This is a genomic window from Dellaglioa sp. CoH-57-MRSF-18 (genome assembly GCF_056781995.1).
The window spans coordinates 1-396 of the sequence record NZ_JBXAXX010000037.1 but is presented as its reverse complement, the minus strand read 5'-3'; the positions used below and the strand labels follow the sequence as shown (position 1 = coordinate 396).

General features: G+C 49.0%; 1 protein-coding gene. It reads right to left on the bottom strand.

Going from position 1 to position 396, the window contains the following annotated elements; all coding sequences use genetic code 11:
• A partial coding sequence (locus AC1RPG_RS07910) for a hypothetical protein (protein ID WP_481762454.1) occupies positions 1 to 362 on the bottom strand: 362 nt, incomplete at its 3' end.
• Between the last annotated feature and the right edge of the window lie 34 nt (positions 363 to 396).

Below are 396 nucleotides of genomic sequence, written 5' to 3'. Positions count from 1 at the left end.
CGCAAGTCTTCCTTGGACCGGAAGTTCTTGATGAGCACAATGTTTGAGAACGCTGAGTAGTCCGATGCATTTACGTCTGCACCGTCCTGAATCACTAGCTTTACCAGATTTTTCTTTCCGCGTGGAATGTTCTCAAGATCGGCACGTGAGGACAGCACCACCGTATGTAGCTTGTACACTGGGTCGTGGTTTATGAACTCTATCTCGTGGTCTGCAACGCTGTTAAACTGGATATGTGCAAAGTACTTTGGAAGCTGTTCCCCAAAATTATTTTGGTACAGTGTGCCCGGAAAGTAAGTGTTTCGAACCTTGTGTCCTGTATGCAGGTGACCACCAACGGCCACCGCCTTCGACCGGTTCATACCTTCCTTCTTGACGGTGCGACCCGAATCAGAG